The 24,492-nt window shown below is 67.4% G+C and carries 18 protein-coding genes, 5 pseudogenes and 1 other annotated feature; of the genes and pseudogenes, 10 read left to right on the forward strand and 13 right to left on the reverse strand.

Annotation, left to right across the window (positions count from 1 at the left end; genetic code table 11):
- Positions 1-14 precede the first annotated feature (14 nt).
- On the forward strand, positions 15-1,091 hold the full coding sequence (locus ABNQ40_RS04075) for an alpha/beta fold hydrolase (RefSeq protein WP_109050804.1): 1,077 nt from the start codon (positions 15-17) through the stop codon (positions 1,089-1,091).
- A 141-nt stretch (positions 1,092-1,232) separates the two neighbouring features.
- On the opposite strand, the pseudogene ABNQ40_RS04080 reads toward ABNQ40_RS04075, so the two are convergent.
- The 10 genes and pseudogenes from ABNQ40_RS04080 to urtA (ABNQ40_RS04125) all read right to left on the reverse strand — a co-directional run.
- Positions 1,233-1,577 (reverse strand): annotated as a pseudogene (locus ABNQ40_RS04080) (DDE-type integrase/transposase/recombinase); the annotation flags it as partial.
- 80 nt (positions 1,578-1,657) lie between these two features.
- The gene (locus ABNQ40_RS04085; protein ID WP_109050805.1) at positions 1,658-2,002 is read right to left on the reverse strand and encodes an FmdB family zinc ribbon protein; all 345 of its coding nucleotides are present in this window, start codon (positions 2,000-2,002) and stop codon (positions 1,658-1,660) included.
- A gap of 22 nt (positions 2,003-2,024) precedes the next feature.
- Positions 2,025-3,257: a formamidase gene (gene fmdA, locus ABNQ40_RS04090; protein WP_109050806.1), complete on the reverse strand. Its 1,233-nt coding sequence runs from the start codon at positions 3,255-3,257 to the stop codon at positions 2,025-2,027.
- Positions 3,258-3,325: 68 nt separating this feature from the next.
- Positions 3,326-4,528, reverse strand: coding sequence for an urea ABC transporter substrate-binding protein (urtA, locus tag ABNQ40_RS04095; RefSeq protein ID WP_199235573.1), 1,203 nt, complete (start codon positions 4,526-4,528; stop codon positions 3,326-3,328).
- A 159-nt stretch (positions 4,529-4,687) separates the two neighbouring features.
- A pseudogene (locus tag ABNQ40_RS04100) lies at positions 4,688-5,755 on the reverse strand (methyl-accepting chemotaxis protein); the annotation flags it as partial.
- 66 nt (positions 5,756-5,821) lie between these two features.
- Positions 5,822-6,511 carry an urea ABC transporter ATP-binding subunit UrtE gene (gene urtE / locus ABNQ40_RS04105; RefSeq protein WP_109050808.1) on the reverse strand — a complete coding sequence of 230 codons (690 nt, stop codon included), beginning with the start codon at positions 6,509-6,511 and terminating at the stop codon, positions 5,822-5,824.
- A 46-nt stretch (positions 6,512-6,557) separates the two neighbouring features.
- Entirely contained in the window at positions 6,558-7,304 is a 747-nt protein-coding gene (gene urtD, locus ABNQ40_RS04110; protein ID WP_109050809.1) for an urea ABC transporter ATP-binding protein UrtD, read from the reverse strand.
- Positions 7,305-7,319: 15 nt separating this feature from the next.
- Positions 7,320-8,447, reverse strand: coding sequence for an urea ABC transporter permease subunit UrtC (gene urtC / locus ABNQ40_RS04115; protein ID WP_109491058.1), 1,128 nt, complete (start codon positions 8,445-8,447; stop codon positions 7,320-7,322).
- 60 nt (positions 8,448-8,507) lie between these two features.
- Complete coding sequence (urtB, locus tag ABNQ40_RS04120; protein ID WP_109050810.1) at positions 8,508-9,434, reverse strand: urea ABC transporter permease subunit UrtB; 927 nt, start codon at positions 9,432-9,434, stop codon at positions 8,508-8,510.
- A gap of 94 nt (positions 9,435-9,528) precedes the next feature.
- Complete coding sequence (gene urtA / locus ABNQ40_RS04125) at positions 9,529-10,803, reverse strand: urea ABC transporter substrate-binding protein (RefSeq protein WP_109050811.1); 1,275 nt, start codon at positions 10,801-10,803, stop codon at positions 9,529-9,531.
- A gap of 418 nt (positions 10,804-11,221) precedes the next feature.
- Here urtA (ABNQ40_RS04125) and ABNQ40_RS04130 point away from each other — a divergent pair, with 418 nt between their 5' ends.
- From ABNQ40_RS04130 to ABNQ40_RS04155, 6 genes are all read left to right on the forward strand, one after another.
- Positions 11,222-14,677, forward strand: coding sequence for an ATP-binding protein (locus ABNQ40_RS04130; protein ID WP_109050812.1), 3,456 nt, complete (start codon positions 11,222-11,224; stop codon positions 14,675-14,677).
- On the forward strand, positions 14,646-15,596 hold the full coding sequence (locus ABNQ40_RS04135) for a response regulator transcription factor (protein ID WP_247879905.1): 951 nt from the start codon (positions 14,646-14,648) through the stop codon (positions 15,594-15,596). The genes ABNQ40_RS04130 and ABNQ40_RS04135 overlap by 32 nt, the downstream gene beginning before the upstream one ends.
- 73 nt (positions 15,597-15,669) lie before the next feature.
- Complete coding sequence (locus tag ABNQ40_RS04140) at positions 15,670-15,957, forward strand: hypothetical protein (protein ID WP_109050814.1); 288 nt, start codon at positions 15,670-15,672, stop codon at positions 15,955-15,957.
- A gap of 173 nt (positions 15,958-16,130) precedes the next feature.
- Positions 16,131-16,964 (forward strand): ABC transporter ATP-binding protein, encoded by an 834-nt coding sequence (locus tag ABNQ40_RS04145; RefSeq protein ID WP_109050815.1) that lies wholly within the window; start codon positions 16,131-16,133, stop codon positions 16,962-16,964.
- A gap of 8 nt (positions 16,965-16,972) precedes the next feature.
- The gene (locus tag ABNQ40_RS04150) at positions 16,973-17,860 is read left to right on the forward strand and encodes an ABC transporter permease (RefSeq protein ID WP_247879906.1); all 888 of its coding nucleotides are present in this window, start codon (positions 16,973-16,975) and stop codon (positions 17,858-17,860) included.
- 35 nt (positions 17,861-17,895) lie between these two features.
- Positions 17,896-18,930 carry an ABC transporter substrate-binding protein gene (locus tag ABNQ40_RS04155; RefSeq protein ID WP_109050816.1) on the forward strand — a complete coding sequence of 345 codons (1,035 nt, stop codon included), beginning with the start codon at positions 17,896-17,898 and terminating at the stop codon, positions 18,928-18,930.
- Between the two features lie 81 nt (positions 18,931-19,011).
- Here ABNQ40_RS04155 and ABNQ40_RS04160 read toward each other — a convergent pair whose 3' ends face one another.
- The 3 genes and pseudogenes from ABNQ40_RS04160 to ABNQ40_RS04170 all read right to left on the reverse strand — a co-directional run bounded on the left by ABNQ40_RS04160 (position 19,012) and on the right by ABNQ40_RS04170 (position 22,202).
- On the reverse strand, positions 19,012-20,595 hold the full coding sequence (locus ABNQ40_RS04160; protein ID WP_391345589.1) for an extracellular solute-binding protein: 1,584 nt from the start codon (positions 20,593-20,595) through the stop codon (positions 19,012-19,014).
- A 508-nt stretch (positions 20,596-21,103) separates the two neighbouring features.
- Positions 21,104-21,556: pseudogene (locus ABNQ40_RS04165) on the reverse strand (sensor histidine kinase N-terminal domain-containing protein); the annotation flags it as partial.
- Complete coding sequence (locus ABNQ40_RS04170; RefSeq protein WP_109050818.1) at positions 21,528-22,202, reverse strand: response regulator transcription factor; 675 nt, start codon at positions 22,200-22,202, stop codon at positions 21,528-21,530. The pseudogene ABNQ40_RS04165 and the gene ABNQ40_RS04170, both read right to left, overlap by 29 nt.
- A 354-nt stretch (positions 22,203-22,556) precedes the next feature.
- Here ABNQ40_RS04170 and ABNQ40_RS04175 point away from each other — a divergent pair.
- The 3 genes and pseudogenes from ABNQ40_RS04175 to ABNQ40_RS04185 all read left to right on the forward strand — a co-directional run.
- Positions 22,557-22,793 (forward strand): annotated as a pseudogene (locus tag ABNQ40_RS04175) (IS6 family transposase); the annotation flags it as partial.
- Positions 22,794-22,845: 52 nt separating this feature from the next.
- A pseudogene (locus ABNQ40_RS04180) lies at positions 22,846-23,266 on the forward strand (transposase); the annotation flags it as partial.
- Positions 23,132-23,248, forward strand: a sequence feature (AL1L pseudoknot). It overlaps the preceding pseudogene by 117 nt.
- Positions 23,267-23,725: 459 nt before the next feature.
- Entirely contained in the window at positions 23,726-24,487 is a 762-nt protein-coding gene (locus ABNQ40_RS04185) for an alpha/beta hydrolase (RefSeq protein WP_109049652.1), read from the forward strand.
- Positions 24,488-24,492: the final 5 nt, after the last annotated feature.

The raw sequence follows: 24,492 nt of genomic DNA on the forward strand, positions 1-24,492 counted from the left end.
TTCGGGAGAGATAAATGGTACGGAAACTGGAGACGGAGACCACCGGCACGACCCCGGTCGATTATGGACGCCGCCACTTCATCGGCACGGCGACCCTTGCAGCCGCGGCGGCCGGCCTCGGGCTGGGAATGGGGCGGGCGCAGGCAGCGGAACCGCCCGCAGCCAGACCGATGACGGGCTCTTCCGCGCCCACGGGGTTTAAATCCTTGAAGCAGATCGATGCCGGACCGCTCAACATCGGCTACGCCGAGGATGGTCCCGCCGACGGGCCGGTGGTCCTCCTCCTGCACGGCTGGCCCTACGACATCCACAGCTATGTGGAGGTGGCCCCCATCCTGGCGGCGGCCGGCTACCGCGTCATCGTTCCCCATCTGCGCGGTTACGGCACGACGCGCTTCCTGTCCGCCGCAACGCCGCGCAACGGCCAGCAGGCGGCCATCGCCGCCGACATGATCGCCCTGATGGATGCGCTGAAAATTCAGAGCACGATACTTGCCGGCTATGATTGGGGCGCCAGGACGGCAAACATCATGGCCGCACTCTGGCCGGAACGCTGCAAGGGCATGGTTTCGGTGAGCGGCTATCTGATCGGCAGTCAGGACCTCAACCGGGCGCCGCTGCCTCCCAAGGCGGAGTTGCAATGGTGGTATCAGTATTACTTTGCTACCGATCGCGGCCGGGCCGGCTACGCGAAGTATACGCACGACTTCGCCCGGCTCATCTGGCAACTCGCCTCTCCCAACTGGGCCTTCGACGACGCCACGTTCGAACGGTCCGCGGTTTCCCTCGACAATCCGGACCATGTCGACATCAGCATCCATAACTACCGCTGGCGGCTCGGCCTTGCGGAGGGGGAAGCACAGTATGATGCGCTTGAACGGGCGCTGGCGGCCTTCCCGACCATCAAGGTTCCGACGATCACCATGGAAGGCGACGCCAATGGCGCGCCGCACCCGGAACCGGCCATGTACCGTGCGAAGTTCACCGGCCGGTACGAGCATCGGCTGATCACCGGCGGCATCGGTCACAACCTGCCGCAGGAGGCGCCGAAGGCCTTCGCCCAGGCCGTGTTGGACGTCGGCAAAGCCTGACGGTTCTGTTGCAAAGTCTGACGTTGGTCGCGGAGAACCGCGGCATCGGCACTGTCGGGTGGCGATCCCGAACAGGCCGACGATGAAGGTCGCTTGGACCGGCATGTCGTTGGCGGGAATGGCGGCGACCTGCCCTTTGCGCACCATGGCCAGGATCTCGTAGCCGGCGATCGTCCGGCGTGCGGTGTGGAAGCTTTTGAACCCGAGCCCCGGCCGCACCAGCCGTTTGATCCGCCGGTGATCCTGTTCAACGTTATTATTCAGGTATTTCACTTGGCGCAGCTTGGCAAAGCGCCGCAGCTCGCCAGCCTTCTTCCTCGTCTTGGTCGCACTCGGGTAAGCCGTGTTCTTGTCCACGGTGAGGGTGCGCGGGTTCACGGCGTGCGCTTGCTTCAGCGCCTTGCGGAAGAAGCGCCGCGTTTTACCCGATCTCTGGCCCGTCGGAAACGCTGCAACAGAACCGAACCGGCGGCAGCCCCGGTCCATTGGAATCCGGACTGCCGCCGATCGACGTTGGTGAACCGGGGCGGGTTTTCCGGAGGAAGCCCTCCGCGGCCGTCCTCTCTTCAGTGGCTGATCATCCACGGCCTTGCCGTCGGAAACCCCTTCGCCCCGTCGGGGGAGCGCAGCACCGACCGCCCCTTTCCGCCGCTTCCGCAGCCGCAGCCGGGACCATGCTTATGCTTCGGCCCGACCTCCGACAGCAGGCTCGGCCGGTCGGCGCTGCGTTCGTTGGTGGCGTGCGCCGTTCGCGTCGCGGCGGAGACGGTGGAGAAGGCCGGCGTCCTGCGGATCACCCGCCGCGACGGCACCTCGCAATAGGGGCAAGGCTGCGGCAAGCTGCATTCCGCCATCGGCCGCATCTCGGTGAAGTCGCCGCAGGTCGGGCACTCGTAGTCGTACATCGGCATGGCGCCGCCTCCCCTTGCTTGGTTACACGCGGTCCGGCGCGATGGGCATGTCGACGTCGCCGCTGATGAACTTGGTCGGGCCGTCGGCGTTGGGGCTGATGTCGAAGTCGAAGATCTGCGTCGGCAGGAACAGGGTGGCGCAGGCGTTGGGCACGTCGACCACGCCGCTGATGTGGCCCTGCACCGGGGCGGTGCCGAGGATCGAATAGGCCTGGGCGCCGGAATAGCCGAATTTCTTCAGGTATTCGATGGCGTTCAGGCAGGCCTGACGGTAGGCGACATGGACGTCCAGGTAATGCTGCTCGCCCGCCTCGTCGACCGAGATGCCCTCGAAGATCAGGTAATCGTTGTAGGTCGGGACGATGGGGCTCGGCTTGAAGATCGGGTTCCTGATGCCGTACTTCGCCATGCCGTCCTTGATCAGGTTCACCTTCAGGTGCGCCCAGCCCGCCATCTCGATGGCGCCGCAGAAGGTGATCTCGCCGTCGCCCTGGCTGAAATGCAGGTCGCCCATCGACAGGCCGGCGCCCTTCACATAGACCGGGAAATAGATGCGCGAGCCGCGCGACAGATCCTTGATGTCGCAGTTGCCGCCATGCTCGCGCGGCGGCACGGTGCGGGCGCCCTCAGCCGCCGCCTTGTCGCGGGCGTCGCCCTTCAGCCGGCCCATATGGGCGGTCGGCGCATAGGGCGGGTTGGCGAGGCCGGGGACGCGGGTCGGGTTGGTGTCGATCAGCGCCTGCTCGCGCTTGTTCCATTTGGCCAGCAGGTCGTGCGACGGCAGGCAGCCGATCAGGCCGGGATGGATCAGCCCGGCGAAACGGACGCCGGGGATGTGGCGCGACTTGGTGAACATGCCCTCGAAGTCCCAGATCGACTTCTGGGCCAGCGGGAAATGCTCGGTCAGGAAGCCGCCGCCGTTCTGCTTGGAGAAGAAGCCGTTGAAGCCCCACTGCTGCTGCGGGAAGGCGCCGATGTCCAGCAGGTCGACCACAAGCAGGTCGCCCGGCTCCGCCCCCTCGACCCCGACCGGGCCGGACAGGAAATGGACCTGGCTGAGGTCGACGTCGCGCACGTCGGCGGCATCGTCGTCGTTTTTGATCTGGCCACCGGTCCAGTCGTAGCATTCCAGGATGAAGTCGTCGCCCGGCTTCACCGTCACCGCCATCGGGATGTCCGGATGCCAGCGGTTGTGGATCATGTCGTTCTCGTAGGGAGACTGCGACAGGTCGGCCTTGATCAGGGTGTCAGCCATGGTTTGCTCTTCCTTATCGATGGACTGATGGGTGACGGGGAAAGGCGGGAGGACGCGGAGTGCGGAACTCAGGCCGCCAGTTCCCGGAAGCCGTCCGGGAAGGGGTTCGGCTCGATCAGGTCCCGCGTCTCGAAGACCAGCTCGAACTGGCCGTCGCGCCGGGCGCGGCCGATGCGGGTCCGGGTCCACAGGTGATGGTTCTCGTGGATGCGCAGGGGACCGGCCGGCGCTCCGGCGAACTCGATGCCGGGCGAGGCGGCGACGACGCGCGCCACGTCGAAGCTGCCGGCCTTCTCCACCGCCAGCTTCCACAGCCAGGGGCCGAGATAAGCGTTGTGGGTGACGTCGCCGATGACGCTGTCCGCTCCCCACATCGCCTTGAAGGCGGCGACGAAGGCGCGGTTGGCCGGCAACTCCAGGCTCTGGAAATATTTGGCGCAGGTGAAGGCCCCGGCGATGTTCTCGCCGCCGATGCCCATCATCTCGTCCTCGGTGACGCTGTTGGTCATCAGGATTTGGCGGTCCAGCTCGATCCCGGCCGCCTTCAGCTGCTTGTAGAAGGCGACGTTGGAGCCGCCGACGACGATGGCGTAGATCACGTCGGGCTTGTCCGCCCGGATCCGCGCGACGATGGTCTCGAAGCGGGTGTCGCCGAGTTCGGCATACTCCTCGCCGACGACGCGGCAGCCCTTGGCCTCGATGTGGCGGCGGGCGATGGCGTTGGAAACGCGCGGCCAGATATAGTCCGACCCGATCAGGAAGAAGCTCTTCGCCCCCTTCTCGCGCATCACCCAGTCCAGCCCGGCCAGGATCTGCTGCGTCGCCTCCTGCCCGGTGTAGATGACGTGTTTCGACTGCTCCAGCCCCTCGTAGAAGGTCGGGTAGTAGAGCAGGCCGCCGCGCTTCTCCAGCATCGGCAGCACCTCCTTGCGCGAGGCGGAGGTCCAGCAGCCGAAGATCGCCGCCACCTTGTCGGTCCCGAGCAGCTTGTCGGCGCGGGCGGCGAAGATCGGCCAGTCGCTGGCGCCGTCCTCCTGCACGATCTCGATCCGCCGGCCCAGCACGCCGCCGGCCTCGTTGATCTGCTGGATCGCCAGCATCTCCGCCTGGATCGACCCGCCCTCGCTCAGCGCCATGGTGCCGGTGACGGAATGCAGGATGCCGACCTTCACCGCCTCGTCGGTGACGGCGATGCCGCTCTTGTTCACCACGGCGGTGGCCGGTGCGCCGGGCGCCAGCCCCTGCGTGCGCCGCACCGTGGCCGCCGCCATCCGCCCGGCGACCGAGGCGCGGCGGCGCAGCGCCGATTGCAGGCTGACCTCCGCCAGGAAATTGTTGACCTCGCGGCTCAGCTCGTCGGCATGGCCGGCGACCTGGGAGGCGACACCCAGCACCTGCCCGGCCGCCGCGCCGGTGTCGGACGCCGCGTCCGAGACGCCGGCGATGTTGGACGCCACGCTTTCGGTGCCGCGCGCCGCCTCCTGCACGTTGCGGGCGATCTCGCCGGTGGCCGCCCCCTGCTGTTCGACCGCGGCGGCGATGGCGGCGGCGATCTCGTTGATCTCGGCGATGGTGCCGGCGATGGAGCGGATGGCGGCCACCGCCTCGGCCGTCGCCGACTGGATGGCGCCGACCTGGGTGGCGATGTCCTCGGTCGCCCTGGCGGTCTGGTTGGCCAGCGTCTTGACCTCGCTGGCGACGACGGCGAAGCCCTTGCCGGCCTCCCCCGCCCGCGCCGCCTCGATGGTGGCGTTCAGCGCCAGCAGGTTGGTCTGGCCGGCGATGCCCTGGATCAGCCCGATCACCTGCCCGATCCGCCCGGCGCTGTCGGCCAGGCTCTGCACCACCGTGTCGGTGCGGCGGGTGTCGGCGACCGCCTTGCCGGCGATGGCGGCCGAGGAGGCGACCTGCCGGCCGATCTCCTGGATCGAGGCCGACAGTTCCTCCGTCGCCGTCGCCACGGTCTGGACGTTCATCGACGCCTGGGCCGAGGATTGCGACATCGCCGCCGACAGCCGGTTGCTGCGCCCGGCGGTCTCGCTCATCGCCGTGGCGGTGCCGGTCATCTCGGCGGCGGCCGACGAGACGGTCTGCACCAGCCGGCCGACCTTGCTCTCGAAGGCGCGGGTCAGCGCCTCCAGCCGGGCGGCGCGCTCCTCGGTCGCCTTGCGTTCGGCCTCGCGCTCCGCTTCCCGCGCGTCGCGCAGCTCCGCGGCGGCGGCGATGCGGTCGAGCGCGTCGGCAAGCTCCCGCACCGGGTCGCCGCCCGCGCCACCACCTGTGCCACCGCCCGAACCGGACAGTGCCGCGGCGCGGGTGCCGAGCGGACCGAGTGCTGCGTCCCGGCGGTGCGCGAAGGCGGCGGCGGCGGCGGCCAGCGCCGCGGAAACGACGAGGCCGGCGGTCGCCACGCCGGTCGAACCGGTCAGCGGCGCCGCCATGGCGGACAGCAGGGCGACCACGGCACAGGCGGTGGATGCGGACTTCGCAGGAGTCATGGCGCTTCCCTCTGCGGTGGAGAGGCGGGATGCGGAAAGACGGAGGGACGGCAACCTGTCGGGCGGTCAGACCGACAGCAGCCGCGCGACCTTCGCCTCGTCGATGCGGTCGCGGCTGTCCTCGTGGACGATCTCGCCGTTCTCGATCACCAGCACCCGGTCGGCGATGTCGAGTGCGAAGCTCAGCACCTGCTCCGACACGACGATGCTCAGACCCTTCTCGTCGCGGATGCGGCGCAGGGTGCGGGCCATCTCGCGGATGATCGACGGCTGGATGCCCTCCGTCGGCTCGTCCAGCAGCAGGACCTTCGGCTTGGTCGCCAGGGCACGGGCAATGGCGAGCTGCTGCTGCTGGCCGCCCGACAGGTTGCCGCCGCGGCGGCCCTTCATCTCCAGCAGCACCGGGAACAGCTCGTACAGATCGCCCGGCACGCTGCGCCCGCCATGGACGGTCAGGCCCGTCTCGATGTTCTCCTGCACGGTCATCGCCGGGAAGATCATGCGGCCCTGCGGGACATAGGCGACGCCCTTCGCCACCCGCTCGTAGCTCTTGAGGGCGGTGATCTCGGTCCCGGCGATGCGGACGGCGCCGGAGCGCGCCGGCACGATCCCCATCAGCGACTTCATCAGCGTCGTCTTGCCCATGCCGTTGCGGCCCATGACGGCGACGATCTCGCCCGGCGCCACCGTGAAGTCCAGCCCGTGCAGAACCTCGCTCTCGCCGTAGGACACGCGCAGTTGATTGACGGACAGCATGTCGGTTCCTCCGGTCAATGGCCCAAATGACTCTGGCCCGAATGAATCAATGGCCGAGATAGACTTCGACGACCTTGGGGTCGTTCTTCACACGCTCCATGCTGCCTTCCGACAGGATCTTTCCCTGGTGCAGCACGGTGACGCGGTGGGCGATGTCCTCGACGAACTTCATGTCGTGCTCGATCACCAGCACCGACCGGTTCTGGATGATGCGGTTCAGCAGCTCGGCGGTCTTCTTGCGCTCGTTGACGCTCATGCCGGCGACCGGCTCGTCCAGCATCAGCAGCTCGGGGTCCTGGATCAGCAGCATGCCGATCTCCAGCCACTGCTTCTGGCCGTGGCTGAGATATTCGGCGCGCTGGTCGAGATGGTCGGCCAGGAAGATCATCTCGGCGATCTCCGCCACCCGCTCGCGCACCGCGGCGTCGCGCTTGAAGGCCAGCGCGCCGAACACGCTGCGGCCGCGGGGGTAGGAGATCTCCAGATTCTCGAACACCGTCAGGTCGTCGTAGATCGACGGGTTCTGGAACTTGCGCCCGACCCCGGCGGTGACGATCTGGTGCTCCTTCATCGCCGTCAGTTCCCGGTTGCGGAACTTGATGGAGCCGCCGGACGCCTTCGTCCGTCCGCAGATCAGGTCGAGCACCGTGGTCTTGCCGGCGCCGTTCGGGCCGATGATGACGTGGATTTCGTTGCTGTCGACGTAGAAGGACAGGTCGTTGACCGCCTTGAAGCCGTCGAAGGAGACGGTCAGCCCTTCGACCGCCAGCAGGTAATCGGTGGGGTTCGCCATGGGATCCGTCCCTCCTCAGTCGGCGGCGGTGTGCGGCGGGATGATCGGCGCGCCGGCATCGGCACCAGCGGCGGCATCAGCCCGTCCGGCCACCGGCCGGCGCAGCCGCGGGGCGATGAACTGCTGGTAGAGCCCGGCCAGCCCGTTGGGGAACACCATCACCACGCCGATGAACAGCGCGCCCATGGCGAACAGCCACAGCTCCGGGAAGCTTTCCGACAGCATCGTCTTGGCCCAGTTGACCAGCAGCGTGCCGTAGACCGCGCCCAGCAGCGACAGCCGGCCGCCGACCGCACAGTAGATGACCATCTCGATGGAGGGCACGATGCCGACGAAGGACGGCGACATGAAGCCGACCTGGAGCGTGAACATCGCGCCCCCCACCGCCGACAGCGCCGCCGCGAAGCAGAAGACGAAGATCTTGAAGTTGGCGACGTCGTAGCCGGAGAAGCGGACCCGGTCCTCCTTGTCGCGCAGCGCCACCAGGATGCGGCCCAGCTTGGAGCGGCGGACGTAGAGGCACAGCAGGATGCAGCCGATCAGCAAGGCGGCGTTGACGAAGTACAGCACCAGCTTCGCCTCGTCGGTGCGGATGTCCCAGCCCTTCAGCGTGCGGAGATCGGTGATGCCGTTGATGCCGCCGGTGTAGCCCTGCTGGCCGACGATCAGGATGGTCAGGATGGCGGCGAAGGCCTGGGTGATGATGGCGAAATAGACGCCGCCGACCCGCCGCTTGAACATCGCCAGCCCGACGATGAAGGCCAGCAGCGCCGGGACCGCCACCACCGCGACCGTCGCGAAGGTCAGGCTGTGGAACGGCTCCCAGAACCAGGGCAGCGCCTTCAGCTGGTTCCAGTCCATGAAGTCGGGGATGCCGGGGGTGGACTGGATCTTGGTCGCCTCGGGGCTGGAGGCCTCCAGCTTCAGGAACATCGCCATGCAATAGCCGCCGATGCCGAAGAAGATGCCCTGCCCCAGCGACAGGATGCCGGCGCTGCCCCAGCACAGCACGAGGCCGAGCGCCACGAAGGCGTAGGTCAGGTATTTGCCGACCATGTTCAGCCGGAAGATGTCGAGCCCCAGCGGCAGGACGACGATCAGCAGGGCGGCCAGCAGCAGGATGCCCGCGATGTCGCCGTCCATGCGGCCGAAGAGGCGGCCCCGGGGAAGACTGTTTGGGGTGCGCGTCATGGGATTGGCTCCTCAGCGGCGGACTTTGAGGACGAACAGGCCTTGCGGGCGCAGCATCAGGATCACGACGACGGTCAGCAGGGTCAGAACCTTGGCGGTCGAACCGCTGAGGAAGAACTCCATCGTCGACTGCGCCTGGCTGATGGTGAAGGCCGACGCGATGGTGCCGATCAGGCTCTGAGCGCCGCCGAACACCACCACCAGGAAGGTGTCGACGATGTAGAGCTGGCCCGAGGTCGGCCCGGTGGAGCCCACCATGGTGAAGGCGCTGCCCGCCACCCCGGCGATGCCGCAGCCGAGCCCGAAGGTGTAGCGGTCGACCTTCTCGGTGTTGATGCCGACGGCGCCGGCCATCACCCGGTTCTGCATCACCGCCCGCACGCCCTGGCCCCAGCGCGAGCGGAACATCACGGCATAGATCACGACGGTGATGGTCATGGTCAGGCCCATGACGAACAGGCCGTTGATCGGCACCTCGATGGTGTCGGTGACGGCGACGGAGCCCATCAGCCAGTCGGGCAGCACCACGCCGACCTCGCGCGCGCCGAAGACGGAGCGGAAGATCTGCTGGAGGATCAGGCTCAATCCCCAGGTCGCCAGCAGCGTGTCGAGCGGGCGGCGGTAGAGGAAGCGGATCATCGCCCACTCCACCAGCATCCCCAGCGCCCCGCTGGCGAGGAAGGCCAGCGCCATGGCGATGAAGAAATAGGCCGGGAACAGCGCCGGCGCGGTGCTGGAGATGAAGTTGGAGCAGAGATAGGTCACGTAGGCGCCGAGGATCATGAACTCCCCGTGCGCCATGTTGATGACGCCCATCTGCCCGAAGATGATGGCGAGGCCCAGCGCCATCAGCACGAAAACGGAAAACAGGATGAGCCCCGCGAATCCCTGCATGGCAAAGATCGACCCGAGCTCGGCCAGGCTGTAGCCCTCGAACATGATGGGAACTCCCGTCAGAGAGGCCCCCGCTCCGGCCCGCCGCCGCTGGATGCGGAAGCGGGCGGAGCCGGGGCAGGTCCTGCCCCGCCGCCGCTTACTGGTAGCCCTTGGGGAAGGGGTTCGGCTCGATCAGGTCGGCGGTTTCGAAGACGACGTCGAACTGGCCGTCGGTGCGGGCGCGGCCGACGCGCGTCTTGCTCCACAAATGATGGTTCTCGTGGACGCGGACATAGCCTTCCGGCGCGCCGGTGAACTCGATGCCGGCCGAGGCGGCGGCGATCTTGTCGATGTCGAAGCTCTTGGCCTTCTCCGCCGTCAGCTTCCACAGCCAGGGGCCGAGATAGCCCGCCTGGGTGACATCGCCGATCACGCTCTCGCCGCCCCACATCTTCTTGAAGGCGGCGACGAACTTCTCGTTGTTGGGGTTCTTCAGCGACTGGAAATACTTCATGCAGGCATAGGCGCCGGCGATGTTCTCGCCGCCGATGCCCAGCATCTCGTCCTCGGTGACGGAGATGGTCATCAGCGTCTGCTTGTTCAGGTCGATGCCGGCCGCCTTCAGCTGCTTGTAGAAGGCGACGTTCGACCCGCCGACGACCGAGGCGTAGATCACGTCCGGCTTGGTCAGCTTGATCTTGTTGATGACCGAGTTGAACTGGGTGTGGCCGAGCGGGAAATACTCCTCGCCGACCACCTTCTGCCCATGCATCTCGATGTGCTTGCGGGCGATCTTGTTGGAGGTGCGCGGCCAGATATAGTCGGAGCCGATCAGGAAGAAGGTCTTCGCCCCCTTCTCCTTCGTCACCCAGTCGAGCCCGGCCAGGATCTGCTGGGTGGCTTCCTGCCCGGTGTAGATGACGTTCTTCGACTGCTCCAGCCCCTCGTAGAAGGTCGGGTAATAGAGCATGCCGTTATACTGCTCGAACACCGGCAGCACCGCCTTGCGCGAGGCCGACGTCCAGCAGCCGAACACCGCCGCCACCTTGTCCTCGACCAGCAGCTTGCGCGCCTTCTCGGCGAAGGTCGGCCAGTCGCTGGCGCCGTCCTCCTGGATCACCTCGATCTTGCGGCCCAGCACGCCGCCCATCTCGTTGATCTGGGCGATGGCCAGCTTCTCGGCCTGCACCGAACCGGTCTCGGAGATCGCCATGGTGCCGGTGGTGGAATGCAGGATGCCGACCTTCACCGTGCTGTCGGTGACGGCCAGCTTCGTCGTGTTGACGGCGTCGGTCGGCAGCGCTTGGGCCAGCGCGCCACGCGGCAGCAGGCCGATGGCCGGCAGCGCCGCCATGCCGAGGAGGAGCTTGCGGCGGAGCGGCGAAGGCAGGCCGCCGGTGAGCTTGTCCGCATCGATCTTGTCCGAGGACATGAAACCTCCTGATGTTGGCCGTTGTCGCCCTGCAAAGACCGTCCGCAACCGGGGGACGGCTGTTTTGAAAGGCGCTTTTTTTCGGGGGGAGTTGGCGGAACCATCCGCGACAGGACAGCCCGATGGTTGGCCGAACGGTGCGGTGCAGCAATACGTGGATTTGCGTATAGGGGTGGCGGGCGGCAAATCGTTATAAAATCGCGGCAGTCCGAATTCGATCCGGCGCTCGCAACCACCCAAAAGCGAGTGATGCCTCCGTGTCTTCTCGCAGACTATACCGTTTCTCAGCCTTTTTTGTTCGGTATCTTTATTTCTGACAGACTGGCGCAACCGCGGGCTTTACTATAAGACCGGCGAACAAGAGGAAAAGTAGAACAATCTGTACCGCAAACTGATTTCAGGGGGGCGAATGGGGCCGATGGCGGGGCGCCAGAGGGTGATCGCGGTCCGGCGGACCTACAACAGGTGGGTCGCCAACCAGACGCTGGAGGATTACGCGCTGCGCTTCACCGCGCGGAAGGCGCGGCGCTGGTCTCCGCTGCGCGTCGCCAACACCGCGCTCGGCTCGATCTCCTTCCTGGCGCTGGAGGCCATCGGCGGGGCGGTCACGCTGAATTACGGCTTCACCAACGCGCTCCTCGCCATCCTGACCGCCGCCGCCCTGATCTTCGCCAGCGCGCTGCCGATCAGCTATTACGCCAGCCGCTATGGCGTGGACATGGATCTGCTGACGCGCGGCGCCGGCTTCGGCTATATCGGCTCCACCATCACGTCGCTGATCTACGCCTCCTTCACCTTCATCTTCTTCGCCATCGAGGCGGCGATCATGGCGACGGCGCTGGAGATGGCGTTCGGCCTGCCGCTGGCCGCCGGCTACGTCGTCAGCTCGCTGCTGGTGATCCCGCTGGTCGCCTACGGCTTCACCGTCATCAGCCGCCTCCAGCTCTGGACCCAGCCGCTGTGGCTGGCGCTGCACGCCCTCCCCTTCCTGTTCATCGCCGTCCAGGACGGCGAGGCCTTCGCCGCCTGGACCCGCTTCCCCGGCCGGGCGTCGGATGCGGGCGCCGGCGGAGGCTTCGACCCGATGCTGTTCGGCGCCGCGGCGTCGGTGGTGTTCTCGCTGCTGGCGCAGATCGGCGAGCAGGTCGACTTCATCCGTTTCCTGCCCTACGACCCCGACGCAAAGGGCCGCAAGAGGCTGTACTGGTGGACGGCGCTGGTGGCGGCCGGGCCGGGCTGGATCGTCATCGGCACGATCAAGCTTCTGCTGGGCTCCTTCCTTGTGGTGCTGGCCTTGCAGAACGCCGTGCCGCTGGAGCTGGCGGCGGAGCCGACGCGGATGTATCTCGTCGCCTTCCAGTATGTGACGCCGTCGCCGCAGCTGGCGCTGGGCCTCACCGGCCTGTTCGTCGTGCTGTCGCAGCTGAAGATCAACGTCACCAACACCTATGCCGGCTCCATCGCCTGGTCGAACTTCTTCTCGCGCCTGACCCACAGCCACCCCGGCCGGGTGGTGTGGGTGGTGTTCAACGTCGTCATCGGCCTGATGCTGATGGAGCTGGGCATCTACAAGACGCTGGAGCCGGTGCTCGGGCTCTATTCCAGCGTCGCCGCCTCCTGGATCGGCGCGCTGGTCGCCGATCTGGTGGTGAACAAGCCGCTCGGCCTCAGCCCGCGCCATGTCGAGTTCAAGCGCGCCCATCTCTACGACATCAACCCGGTCGGCGTCGGCGCCATGCTGCTGGCGACGGTGCTGTCGATGCTGGCCTTCCTGGGCGGGCTGGGGACGACCCTGAAGGTCTGCGCGCCCTTCCTCGCCTTCGCCGCCGCCTTCCTCGCCGCCCCCGCCATCGCCTGGGCGACCCGCGGCCGCTACTACATCGCCCGCCGCCCCTTCGAGGACTGGAACGGCGAGGAGGCGATCCGCTGCCGCATCTGCCAGCACGCCTTCGAGCCCGACGACATGGCCTTCTGCCCGGTCTATGCCGGGGCGATCTGCTCGCTCTGCTGTTCGCTGGACGCCCGCTGCGGCGACGGCTGCAAGAAGGACGCGCGGCTGGGGGTGCAACTGCGCCACGCGCTCGACGCCATCCTGCCGCCGCGGGCCGCCACGGCGCTGAAGGCCCGGCTCGGCCATTATCTCGGCGTCCTGCTGATGCTGGCGCTCGCCATCGGCGCCGTGCTGTCGCTGGTCTATGTCGAGGTCGCGTCGGTCAACGCCGAGGCGCAGGCGCTGATCCGCAGCACGCTGTGGAAGGTCTTCTTCATCCTGATGATCGTGGCCGGCGTCGCCACCTGGCTGTTCGTGCTGGCGCGGGAAAGCCGCAAGGTGGCGCAGGAGGAGACGCACAGGCAGACCGACCTGCTGATGCGCGAGATCGAGGCGCACGAGCGCACCGACGCCCAGCTTCAGAAGGCGAAGGAGGCGGCGGAGGCGGCGAACCTGGCCAAGAGCCGCTATCTGGTCGGCATCGGCCATGAGTTCCGCACGCCCTTGAGCGCCATCTTCGGCTATTCGCAGATGCTGGAGCGCGATCCGGCCATGCCGCCGCACCGGGTGGATGCGGTGCGCGTCATCCGCCGCAGCGCCGAGCATCTGTCCGGACTGCTCGACGGGCTGCTCGACGTGTCGAAGATCGAGAGCGGCCGGTTGCAGCTGAACCGGGCGGAGGTGCGCTTCGGCGACCTGCTCGACCAGCTCGTCGGCATGTTCCACCTCCAGGCGGAGGCCAAGGGCATCGCCTTCCGCTTCGAGGCGCCGGAGGATCTGCCGCCGGTGGTCTTCACCGACGAGGGCCGCATCCGCCAGATCCTGATCAACCTGCTGTCCAACGCCATCAAGTTCACCGACAGCGGCGCCGTCTGCCTGCGCGTGCGCCACCGCAGCCAGATCGCCGAGTTCGAGGTCGAGGACACCGGTCCCGGCATCGCCGCGGCCGATCTGGAGCGCATCTTCCAGCCCTTCGAGCGCGGCTCGGCCGCCAACCCGATGGTGCCCGGCATGGGGCTCGGCCTGACCATCACCAAGCTGCTGACCCAGGTGATGGGCGGCGAGATCACCGTGACCAGCACGCCCGGCGCCGGCAGCCTGTTCCGGGTGCGGCTGATGATGTCGGCGGCGATGCTGTCGACCGCCTCGTCCCAGCCCGATCTTCCGATCCGCGGCTATCGCGGAGCGCGCCTGACCGTGCTGGTCACCGACGACGACCTCGCCCACCGCAACCTGCTGGCCGATCTGCTGGCCGAGCTTGGCTTCACCGTCTTCAAGGCGACAGACGGTCCGACCTGCCTCGCCATGGCGGAGCTGCACCGGCCGGACATCCTGCTGCTCGACATCTCGATGCCCGGCATGAACGGGCTGGAGGTGGCGAGGCGCCTGCGTGCCTCCGGCCAGGACGACACCACCATCGTCCTGGTGTCGGCCGACACGCGGGAGGACCGTCCCGCCACGGGCGAGGGGGCCGGGACCGGCGCCGATGGGGGCCAGCCGCATGACGGCTTCGTCGCCAAGCCGGTCTCCATTCCGAAGCTGCTCGCCTGCATCGGCCGGCTGCGCGGCATCGACTGGGAGTACGAAACGCCGGCCGGCGCGGACGACGGCCCGGCGGACTTCGCCGCGTCCGAACTGCCGCCGCAGCACCACATCGCCGAATTGATCCATCTGGGCCGCATCGGCTATGTCCGCGGCATGCAGGCGAAGCTGGCCGAGATCGCCGCCGCCCATCCGGAGCTGGAGCGCTTCGTCGGCCGCATGCGGACGCTCGTCAGCAATTACGACCTGAACCAGTATATGGCCGCGCTGGAGGCGGTGTACCGCGATGACAGCCATGACGATGCCAGCCATGACGATGAAATCCGTAACCAGACCGCGTGACGTCGTCCTCGTCGTCGACGATTCGCCCGAAGCCCTCAGCTTCCTGACCGACGCGCTGGAGGAGGCCGGGGTGACCGTGCTGGTGGCGCTGGACGGCCGCAAGGCGCTGGCCCTGCTGGAGCAGGTGACCCCCGACGTGATCCTGATGGACGCCATCATGCCGGGGCTGGACGGCTTCGAGACCTGCCGCCAGCTGAAGCGCAGCAGCCAGGTCGCCCATGTCCCCGTCATCTTCATGACCGGACTCACCGAAACGGAGCACATCCTGAAGGGCTTCGCCGCCGGCGGGGTCGATTACGTCACCAAGCCGATCGTCGCCGAAACGCTGATCGCCCGCATGTACGCCCATCTCGCCAACGCCCGTGTGGCCCAGAGCACGCGGGCGGCGCTGGACGTCACCGGCCGCACCCTGCTGGCCGCCAACCACCGGGGCGAGGTGTTGTGGTGCACGCCGCAGACCACCCGCATGCTGGAGGCCGCCTTCGGCACCTCCTCCGCCGACGGCCAAGCCACCGGCGTCTCGCTGCCGGAGGAGGCGCGCCGCTGGCTGGCCGACCGTCAGGCCGGCGGCGCCGGGCGCAAGCCGGACAGCGTGGTGATCGCCACCCTTGCCGACGGCCGCCGCCTGCGCCTCAGCCCGGTCGGCCAGACCGGCCCCGACGAGATCCTGCTGCAACTGGCCGAGGAGTCCGGTGCCGGCGAGGGCGGGCTGCTGAAGGACAAGCTGTCGCTGACCCCGCGCGAGGCGGAGGTGCTGATGTGGGTCGCCAACGGCAAGCCGAACCGCGACATCGCCGAAATCCTCGGTCTCAGCCCGCGCACGGTCGACAAGCATCTGGAGCAGATCTATGCAAAGCTCGGCGTCGAGAACCGGGCCGCCGCCGCCGCCATGGCGGTGCGGGCGCTGAACGGGCGTTAGCTGGACGGCCCGCGACGCTGGGTTCCAGATCCCGGTTGGAAGCGACGCAGGCAATGGTTCTCGCTTTTGTGAATTGAACACCGATGCTGCGAAGCACAACGCGCGGCTCTGTTCCAAAGCGAGCTGCATCATACCGCCGGAGATGTCGATCCGGGCTTCACAATCTGGAGTCAGGCGCCTCCAGCGGGTCATCCATCCGAAGGCCCGCTCGACCGCCCGGGGCCGCGGCACGACCGTGAACCCCGGGTTCGGCGTCGGTTCGCCGGACCACCTCGACGGTGAAGTCGGCGATCGCGTCGCGGCCATCCCCCGAGACGAACGCGAACAGATCGGCGCGACTTTGGTGCAGAAGTCGGCCTGAAGGCGGGTTTTGCCCGGAAGCGATGGAGATCGGGTGGCCTTGCAGGAGGGCTCCAGCTCGCCAGCCTGACAACACCGGTCACGTCAGGAAGCTGTCAGATTTCGCCCACATACTGTCAGCAAGAGCCGCAATGCGCGGCATCAGCAAAATGACAGGCTGTGTTGGAGGAAACGATGAGCAGGACGTCGCAGACGGTCCGTCCCGCCCCTGTGGGTGCCGTTGGCGCCTCGGCCGATCCGGTGGCTGCCACTGTTCCGGCTGCCCCGCTGCTGGAGGTATCCGGCGTCACCTTGCAGTACAAGACCACGGATCATCTGGTGACCGCGACCTACCGGGTCGATTTCCAGGTCTTCAAATCCGACCGCTACGTCCTGCTTGGGCCCTCTGGCTGTGGAAAATCCACCCTGTTGAAAGCCATCGGCGGTTATCTGGAGCCGGTGGAGGGCGCCATCCGGCTGAACGGGCACGAAGTGACCAAGCCCGGTCCCGACCGCATGATGGTGTTCCAGGAATTCGACCAGCTGCTGCCCTGGAAGAGCGTGCGCGAGAATGTGCTGTTCGCGCTGACCACCAGCGGCCGTGCCAAGGGGGCGGAGGCGGCGGAGCGGACCGACCATTACATCAACAAGGTCGGTCTGGCGAAGTTCGCACACAGCTTCCCGCATACGCTGTCTGGCGGCATGAAGCAGCGCGTCGCCATCGCCCGCGGCATGGCGATGGAGCCCGACGTCCTGCTGATGGACGAGCCCTATGCCGCGCTCGACGCCCTGACCCGCCGCCGCATGCAGGACGAACTGCTGCGCCTGTGGGACGACACCAAATTCACCGTCCTGTTCGTGACCCACTCCATCGAGGAGGCGATCCGCGTCGGCACCCGCATCCTGCTGCTGTCGCCACATCCGGGACAGGTGAAGGCCGAACTGAACAGCATCCCGCCGGAGCAGCTCGGCACCGCCGCCCAGGCGGAGCTGGAAGCCCGCATCAACGACATGCTGTTCGTCCACTGAGGCCCGCCATGACCATGCAGTCCACCATGCAATCCATCCTCGTCGACCGTCCGGAGATCGTCCGCGACGTGTCCCGCTCGACCGTCATCGCCGATGTCGAAAAGCCCTTGAGCGCGTGGGAGCGGCTGTACCGCGTGCCGCTGCTGCGCAAGGGGCTGATCCTGCTGGCGCTCGCAGTGATCTGGGAGGTCTACGGCCGCTGGCTCGACAACCCGCTGCTGTTTCCGCCCTTCACGGCGATGCTGCAGGCCTTCGTCTCCGATCTCGGCAACGGCATCATCCCGGCGCGCACGCTGGTCTCGCTGCAGACGCTGGTGATCGGCTATGCCATGGGCATCCTGCTGGCGGCGCTGCTGACCACCGTCGCCATCGGCTCGCAGATCGGCACCGATTTGCTGGAGACGATGACTTCCATGCTGAACCCGCTGCCGGCCATCGCCCTGCTGCCGCTGGCGCTGATCTGGTTCGGGCTGGGTTCCGGCAGCGTGATCTTCGTGCTCGTCCATTCCGTGCTGTGGGCCATCGCGCTCAACACCCATGCCGGCTTCCGCTCCGTCTCCAACACGCTGCGCATGGTCGGCCGGAATTATGGGCTGAGCGGCCTGGGGCTGGTCCGCCACATCCTGATCCCGGCGGCCTTCCCGTCGATCCTGACCGGCCTGAAGGTGGGCTGGGCCTTTGCCTGGCGCACGCTGATCGCGGCGGAACTGGTGTTCGGCGTCAGCTCCGGCTCCGGCGGGCTCGGCTGGTACATCTTCGAGAACCGCAACCAGCTGGAAACGGCCAACGTCTTCGCCGGCCTGTTCACCGTGATCCTGATCGGTCTCGTCGTCGAGAACGGCGTCTTCGCCACCATCGAGCGGCGCACCATCCGCCGCTGGGGCATGCAGCACTGATCCCAACAGCAAGAATTCCTATGGGAGGACTCTTCATGACCGCATTCGCGACCCTGCGCCGGGCCGGCGTCCTGGCGACGGCGCTCGTCGCCCTGGCTTCGGGGGTGCTGGCGACCGGCCCGGCCCGCGCCGAAGCCCCGGAAGTCCACATCTCCAAGGGCTATGGCATCCTCTACCTGCCGATGATCGTCATGGAGCATGAAAAGCTCCTGGAGAAGCAGGCCAAGGCGGCCGGGCTCGGCGACGTCAAGGTCGGCTGGCTGGAGCTGGACGGCGGCAACGTCATCAACGACGCCATGATCTCCGGCAATCTGGACATCGCCGCCATCGGCGTGCCCGGCTTCCTGACGCTGTGGGCGAAGGTGAAGGGCAACACCAAGCTGGAGGTGTCGGGGCTGGCCGGGCTCAGCGCCACCTCGCTGTACCTCAACACCAACAACCCCACCATCAAGTCGCTGAAGGACTTCACCGCGAAGGACAAGATCGCCCTGCCGGGCATCAAGACCTCGCTGTCGGCGGTCGTGTTGCAGATGGCCGTCGCCAAGGAGTTCGGCGACGACAATTACGCCAAGCTCGATCCGATGACGGTCGGCCTGCCGCATCCGGAAGCCTACACGGCGCTCGTCTCGGGCAAGACCGAGGTGAACAGCCATCTCGGCTCGCCGCCCTATTCCTTCATGGAGCTGGAAAACCCGCAGGTGCATCGGGTGATGAACTCGGTCGACGTGCTCGGCAACATCTCGCTCGACCTCGTCTATGCGCCCAAGCGCTTCATCGACGCCAACCCGAAGCTGACCGCCGCCTTCCTCGCGGCGCTGGAGGAGGCCGACAAGCTGATCGTCGACGAGCCGGCACGCGCCGCGACGATCTATGTCCAGTCCGCCAAGGCCAAGCTGTCGGCCGAGGAGGTCGAACGGATGATCAAGGATCCGGACACCAAGTTCTCGACCACCCCCAACGGCGTCATGCAGTTCGCCAACTTCATGGGCCGCGTCGGCTCGATCAAGACCAGGCCGGCGAGCTGGCAGGATCTGTTCATCGCCAACGTCCATTCGCTGCCGGGAAGCTGACCGCCCGGCGGGTTCCGCATCGGCACGAACTGGCCCGGGTCGTCCCCGGGCCATTCTTTTGTTCCTGCCATCTGTTCGGCCTCACGGCTGATGCAGGAACGCCTTCCACTGCTGGAGGAAACGGGCGCGCTTCAGATGGTCCATGAAGACCAGCAGGGCGGGGCCGAGCCCGATCCGCTGCGTCGGGCCGCGCATCTCCTCCTGCAGATGGGTCGCCGACATCGGGCCGCCGACCGTCGGCTGGATCGAGTAGAAGGCGGTGCTGCCGGCGACCACCGACTGCCCGCGCTCCGACAGCAAATAATCGATGAAGCGCCCGGCCAATTCAGGAGCGCTCGCCCGCTGCGGGATGAGGGCGACGCGCGTCATGACCAGCGTGTAGTCGGACGGCAGGACGATCCCGATGTGGGCGCCATGGATCTGCCGCTCCCGCGCGTAGGAACCCAGCAGATTGTAGCCGATGTAGGTCTCGCCGCGCTCGATTGCGTCGACCATGTCCGATGTGCAGCACATCTGCCTGGCCTGATTTTCGCCGAGCGCGTCGGCGAGTTGCCAGAACTGGCTGGTCAGGACGGAGTCCTGCGTCGCGAACAGATAGCCGATGCCGCTCTCCTCGACATTGTAGGTCACCACCCGGCCGCGGTAACGCTCCTTGCGGTCGCGCAGCAGATGGATCAGATCCTCGCGGGAGCGCGGCACGTCCTCCGCAGGAACCAGATCGCGGTTGTAGACGATGGCCGCCGGTTCCTGGGTGAAGCCGAAGGCGGCGCTGCGCCAGTTCGCCCAGTCCGGAAGCGCCTGCGTCGCCGGGGAGCTGTAGCGGCGCGCGTGCCCGTCATTGACCAGCTTCACCTGCAGGCCGGAGGCGGAGCTGATGACGAGGTCCGGCACGTCGCCGGCGGCCCGCTTGACGACGGAATTGTACAGCTCGCCGGTGTTCATCTCCCGGAATTCGATGGTGACCGTCGGGTTCTCCCGCTGGAAATCCCGGATCAGCGGCTCGATCGCCGGCCGGTCGGTCGCCGCGTCGATGCGCAGGCGTTCGGTGCCGCCTGCGGGTGGCGGGCCTGAGGCTGCCGGATAAAGGACCGGCTCCAGCGCCCGGACCGGCCCGGCGACGCTCAGCGGCAAGGCCACCGCCAGCAGCAGGAGCAGGATCAGGGGAAGCAGGCGCCGCCCGGCCGGGACGCCGGTCGCGGCTCCCTCGCCGGGCTGGGCGGGAGCCGGGAATTCCAGCCGGACGACCAGCCCGCCGCCGGGGCGGTCGTGCAGCGACAGGGCCGCATGATGGGCCTCCGCCACCGCCGCGGCGATGGAAAGGCCGAGGCCGCTGCCGGCGATCCCCTTGGACTGCCGTCCGCGGTTGAAGCGCTCGAACACCTTGGATTTCTCCCCCTCCGGTATGCCGGGACCGCGGTCGGCGATCTCCACCAGCGGGCCGTAATCGCCGGTTCCCGGCCGCACGAGCACCTCGACGGGGTTGGCACCGCCGTATTTGACCGCATTGTCCAGCAGGTTGGTCAGGGCTTCCCGCAGGGTCACGGGGTCGCCGTGCAGCAGCGCGTCCCCCTCGGCCGGCTCGCGCGCCAGGGCGATGGGGGGCGCGTCGGGCCTGCCGGCCATCTGCTGGACGATCTGCCGGAGCAGCGCGTCCAGGTCCACCACCTGGGGCTGGACCGCCTCGGCGCGATGGACGACGGTCGCATGATTGAGCAGCTGTGTGGTCAGCTCGCTCGCCTCGACCGCATTGCGGTGGATGCGCTCGACGCGGTTCCGCAGCCGCTCGACATCCGCCTCGCGGCGCGCCAGTTCGGCCTGCGACCGCAGCGCCGCCAGGGGGGTGCGGATTCTGATGCGCCGCGTCGGCCAGGAAGGACTGGGTGGAATCCAGGTTGGCCTTGAAGCGGATCATCAGTTGGTTGATCGCGGCCAGCAGTTGCCCGACCTCGGTCGGCACCGGGGCGTCGATCGGGGAGAAATCCTGTGGAGGCCGGGCGCGGATCAGCGATTCAAGGAAGCCCAGGGGCACCAGCGCCTGACGGACGCCGAACCAGAGCAGAAGGGCGCCGACGACCACGGCGAAGGCGATGGGGGCGAAGGAGTTGGCGACCAGACGGGAGGCCAGCAGATCGCGCGCCTCGCGGGTCTGGGCGACCACCACCGTCACCCATCCCGACCGAGCCACGCCGCTGATGAAACGCCCTGTGACCGCGATCCGCACGGGGGCATCGCTGTAGACGGCGTTCTGGAACACCGGCGTGTCGTCGTGCACCGTGGCGCCGGGCAAATCCTCGTAGCCGGTGACGATCAGGCCGCCCGGCGCCATCACCTTGTAGAAGACGCGGTCGTGCCGGGCCGTGCCCAGAACGCTGAGCGAGGAATAGGGAAGATCGACCGTGATGGCGCCGTTCTCCACCCGCACGGCGTCGGCGATGGACAGGGCGGAGGCCGACAGGAGCTGGTCATAGGCGCTGTCCGCCGCCTCGCGCGCGTAAGTGCGAACGAACAGGAACAGGATCAGCGTTACGACGCCGAGAACCACGAACATCCGGGTCAGCAGGCGCCGCCGCAGCGAGCCTCCCGCCACGGCGCGACCCTCATTCGGCATTTTGCTTTTCACCCACATAGCCGACGCCGTGGACGGTGCGGATCACCACGGAGGCGCCCTCCAGCTTGCGCCGCAGCCGGGAAACCGACATCTCCACCGCGTTCGGGGTGACCGCCTGTTCCAGGTCGAAGAGCTGGTCGATGAGCGCGGTCCTGGTCAGCACGCGCCCCATGTTGCCAAGGAACAGCTCTAACAGCCTGAACTCCCGCGCGCTGAGGTCGAGGGGCCGGCCGTCGATGGAGACCGTCCGCCGCGCCGTGTCGAACGCCAGATTGCCGATGACGGTCTCAGACGAGGCCATCCCGTGCGACCGGCGCAGCAGGGCGCGGCACCGCGCCTCCAGTTCACGCAGGTCGAACGGCTTCACGATGTAATCGTCCGCGCCGAGATCGAGCATGTGGATCTTGGTGTCGATCTGCGACCGTGCCGTGGTGACCAGCACCGGCGTCCGATTCCCCCGGCGGCGCATCTGGCCCAGCAGTGCCTGCCCGTCCGGTCCCGGCAGCATCACGTCCAGTATAACCAGTTGATAGGTCTCGGTGCGGAGAAGATCCTCGGCCTGATGTCCGTCGGCCGCCCAATCGACGGCATGCCCGAGACCGCGCAGGCTGTCGACGACCGCGTCGGCCAAGTCCTCGGCATCCTCGATAACCAGTATGCGCATCGATGCTCTCTCACAAGCCGGGCACCGATCATACCGTGCGCGTCCGAAAGGAGCCATAAAGGGCTGACGCGGTTCGGCGGGAAGCGCCGGGCCTCCTCAGGCAAGCCCCAGCAGGCGGCGGGGGTTGCCGCCCAGGATCTCCGCGGGCACAGTCAAGTTGAGGCTGGCTCGCGGGAGTGCAGGTCGGTAAAGAGCAGCGATGACGATGTCCCGTGATCCCCGTTACGCCGGCTACCGGCATTGTCACGCCTACCTTGGCGGCGGCCGAGCGGTGAGGGTATGCTCCTCCGATGGCTCTGTTGCAAAGTTGGCCTGCACGCGGCGGAATGGCTGGACGCTGTTGGAAGCCAAGCCGTGTCGGACTTCAAGGGGCGCCACTTCGAGGGCGAGATCGTGCTCTGGGCGGTGCGCTGGTACTGCCGATATGGCATCAGCTATCGCGACATTGAGCAGATGATGGCCGAGCGCGGCGTTTCGGTCGATCACTCGACCATTTATCGCTGGGTCCAGAAGTACGCGCCGGAGATCGAGAAGCGGCTACGCTGGCAGTGGCGCTGCCCACGGTCAACCAGCTGGCGGGTCGACGAGACTGAACCGCACCGGGTTTCCTGGAGGCCCCATCATCTGAGAGAGTGGGGTCATCATGACGAAACAGGCATCACCCAACTACGTTCCTGAGGTCCGCGAGCGCGCGGTTCGGATGGTGTTCGAACACGAAGGCAAGCATGCCTCGCAGTGGGCGGCGATCAGCTCGACCGCGGCGAAGATCGGCTGCAATCCCAAGACGCTGCGGAACTGGGTTCGGCAGGCCGAGCGTGACCAGGGCAAGCGGCCCGGTCCGACGACGGCTGAGCAGGAGCGGATCAAGGCTCTGGAGCGCGAGAACCGCGAACTGCCTCAGGCGAACGAGATCTCAGCAGCAAGGCGTCGGCTTATTTCGCCCAGGCGGAACTCGACCGCCCGTTCAAGAAATGATCGCCTTCATCGACGAACACTGCGCTGTCCACGGGGTCGAGCCGATCTGCCGAGTGCTGTCGATCGCCCCGTCCACCCACTACGCCCATGCGGGAAACCCGGTGCGGTTCAGTCGTTATCGCGTGGTCGACCTGGAGGCGATCTCATCGGGCGATCACCAACGAGGCCCACCGGCGCAAATCGCAACTGTAATTTTAGGCCCTCTCTCCCCTGGGGAAAGTGAGGGGGCCGGCGCGCAAAGCGCGCCGCCAAGGGGCATGCTGCCCCTTGGCAATCCCCTGGCGCAGGCGTTCCGCCCGCGCTCCCCCTCACCCAACCCTCTCCCCGGGGGGAGAGGGCTTGTAGCTGCCCTGTCGCAGGGGTCCCTTCACGCCGGGATGGCGCCCCGCCCGAATAGCCCACCCCCCACAAACAGCCACCGCCACCCCGCCGCGATTGTTCGTCCCGGCTGAATTCTGTTCCCAGCCGCAGCGGCTTTATCCCACCCGGACGCTTGCACATTATCGCTCTTGCCGCATTGCAGGAGGGGCGCTGGTCGCCGGATCGGGATGGAACGTTCACGCACGTCGCTGACGGTGGAGGGTCGCAAGGTTCCGCTGTGCCTGTTCAGGCCGGCGGTTTCCGGGCCGCTGCCCGGACTGCTGTATTTCCATGGCGGCGGCTTCACCTCCGGCTCCGTCGAGGAGGTGGAGATCACAGCGACGGCGCTGGCGGAGAGCATTCCGGCGCTGGTGGTGGCGGTCGGTTATGCGCTGGCCCCCGCAAATCCCTTTCCCGCCGCCATCGAGGATGCCCATGCCGCCGCCGTTTGGCTGGCGGAGCGGGCCGGGCCGCTGGGCGTCGCCGGCCACGATGCCGGCGGGCATGTCGCGGTGTCGCTGACCCTGCTCGCCCGCGACCGCGGCGGGCCGGAGATCGCGGCGCAGGCGCTGTTCGGGCCGATGCTCGATCCCAGCCTCACGCGCGTCGGGGATGGCGAGAACAGCGTGACCGACTGCGCGCGCTGTTACCGCGCCTATCTGCCGGAGGCGGCGCTGCGGCTGCATCCCTATGCGGCTCCCTTGGAATCGCGCCGGCTCGGCCGGCTGCCGCCGATCCTGATCGCCACGGCGCAGAACGACGTGCTGCGGCCGGAGGCGGAAAGCTATGCCGCCCGGCTGATCGACGCCGGGGTGCCGACCGAGGTCACCCGCTTCGCCGGGGTCAGCCATGCCGGCCTCGCCCACCACCCGCCGGCGCTGGCCGCCGCGGCCGATTTCTTCCGGCGCCGCCTGACCGGCGCCCGTCTCCACCCTTCGAGCAACAGGTAAAGATC

The sequence above is a fragment of the Azospirillum sp. A23 genome (assembly GCF_042938965.1).
Classification (GTDB): domain Bacteria; phylum Pseudomonadota; class Alphaproteobacteria; order Azospirillales; family Azospirillaceae; genus Azospirillum; species Azospirillum melinis.

Bases quoted from the DNA above. Each gene is read 5' to 3' on its own strand.
- ABNQ40_RS04085 (WP_109050805.1), bottom strand. From the start codon at position 2,002: ATGCCGATGTACGACTACGAGTGCCCGACCTGCGGCGACTTCACCGAG.
- ABNQ40_RS04130 (WP_109050812.1), top strand. From the start codon at position 11,222: ATGGCGGGGCGCCAGAGGGTGATCGCGGTCCGGCGGACCTACAACAGG.
- urtA (WP_109050811.1), bottom strand. From the start codon at position 10,803: ATGTCCTCGGACAAGATCGATGCGGACAAGCTCACCGGCGGCCTGCCT.
- urtD (WP_109050809.1), bottom strand. From the start codon at position 7,304: ATGGCGAACCCCACCGATTACCTGCTGGCGGTCGAAGGGCTGACCGTC.
- ABNQ40_RS04150 (WP_247879906.1), top strand. From the start codon at position 16,973: ATGACCATGCAGTCCACCATGCAATCCATCCTCGTCGACCGTCCGGAG.
- urtE (WP_109050808.1), bottom strand. From the start codon at position 6,511: ATGCTGTCCGTCAATCAACTGCGCGTGTCCTACGGCGAGAGCGAGGTT.
- urtB (WP_109050810.1), bottom strand. From the start codon at position 9,434: ATGTTCGAGGGCTACAGCCTGGCCGAGCTCGGGTCGATCTTTGCCATG.
- fmdA (WP_109050806.1), bottom strand. From the start codon at position 3,257: ATGGCTGACACCCTGATCAAGGCCGACCTGTCGCAGTCTCCCTACGAG.
- ABNQ40_RS04185 (WP_109049652.1), top strand. From the start codon at position 23,726: ATGGAACGTTCACGCACGTCGCTGACGGTGGAGGGTCGCAAGGTTCCG.
- urtA (WP_199235573.1), bottom strand. From the start codon at position 4,528: ATGGCGGCGGCCACGGTGCGGCGCACGCAGGGGCTGGCGCCCGGCGCA.
- ABNQ40_RS04075 (WP_109050804.1), top strand. From the start codon at position 15: ATGGTACGGAAACTGGAGACGGAGACCACCGGCACGACCCCGGTCGAT.
- ABNQ40_RS04155 (WP_109050816.1), top strand. From the start codon at position 17,896: ATGACCGCATTCGCGACCCTGCGCCGGGCCGGCGTCCTGGCGACGGCG.
- ABNQ40_RS04135 (WP_247879905.1), top strand. From the start codon at position 14,646: ATGACGATGAAATCCGTAACCAGACCGCGTGACGTCGTCCTCGTCGTC.
- ABNQ40_RS04145 (WP_109050815.1), top strand. From the start codon at position 16,131: ATGAGCAGGACGTCGCAGACGGTCCGTCCCGCCCCTGTGGGTGCCGTT.
- urtC (WP_109491058.1), bottom strand. From the start codon at position 8,447: ATGGACGGCGACATCGCGGGCATCCTGCTGCTGGCCGCCCTGCTGATC.
- ABNQ40_RS04170 (WP_109050818.1), bottom strand. From the start codon at position 22,202: ATGCGCATACTGGTTATCGAGGATGCCGAGGACTTGGCCGACGCGGTC.